This is a genomic window from Pseudoalteromonas sp. S3776 (assembly GCF_005886915.1).
GTDB lineage: Bacteria > Pseudomonadota > Gammaproteobacteria > Enterobacterales > Alteromonadaceae > Pseudoalteromonas.
Window position 1 is genome coordinate 1 of record NZ_PNCU01000185.1, and the last position, 245, is coordinate 245.

The window sequence follows — 245 nt, forward strand, 5'->3', positions numbered from 1 at the left end:
CTATGTCGATAACCGACATCCCAGCATTCCTGAACTGGTCAGCACGAGTCCAGCCAAAGCTGGATTCAAGCAATAAGTGCAATCGACTCCCCAGTGTAGACTTCGAGCGGTGTTCGCCCACCTAAAACTTTTCGAGGCATGGTGTTTATCAATAATTCCATCGTACTGATGTCATCCTTTGTCAGACCTCCTAAAGCCATCTTCTTCGGATAGGTTCGTCTAATAATACCATTGGTATTTTCGTT

Annotated in this window: 1 pseudogene; it reads right to left on the reverse strand. The window is 45.3% G+C overall.

The features are described from left to right. Positions 1 to 65: 65 nt before the first annotated feature. Positions 66 to 245 (reverse strand): annotated as a pseudogene (locus CWC16_RS20105) (IS30 family transposase); the annotation flags it as partial.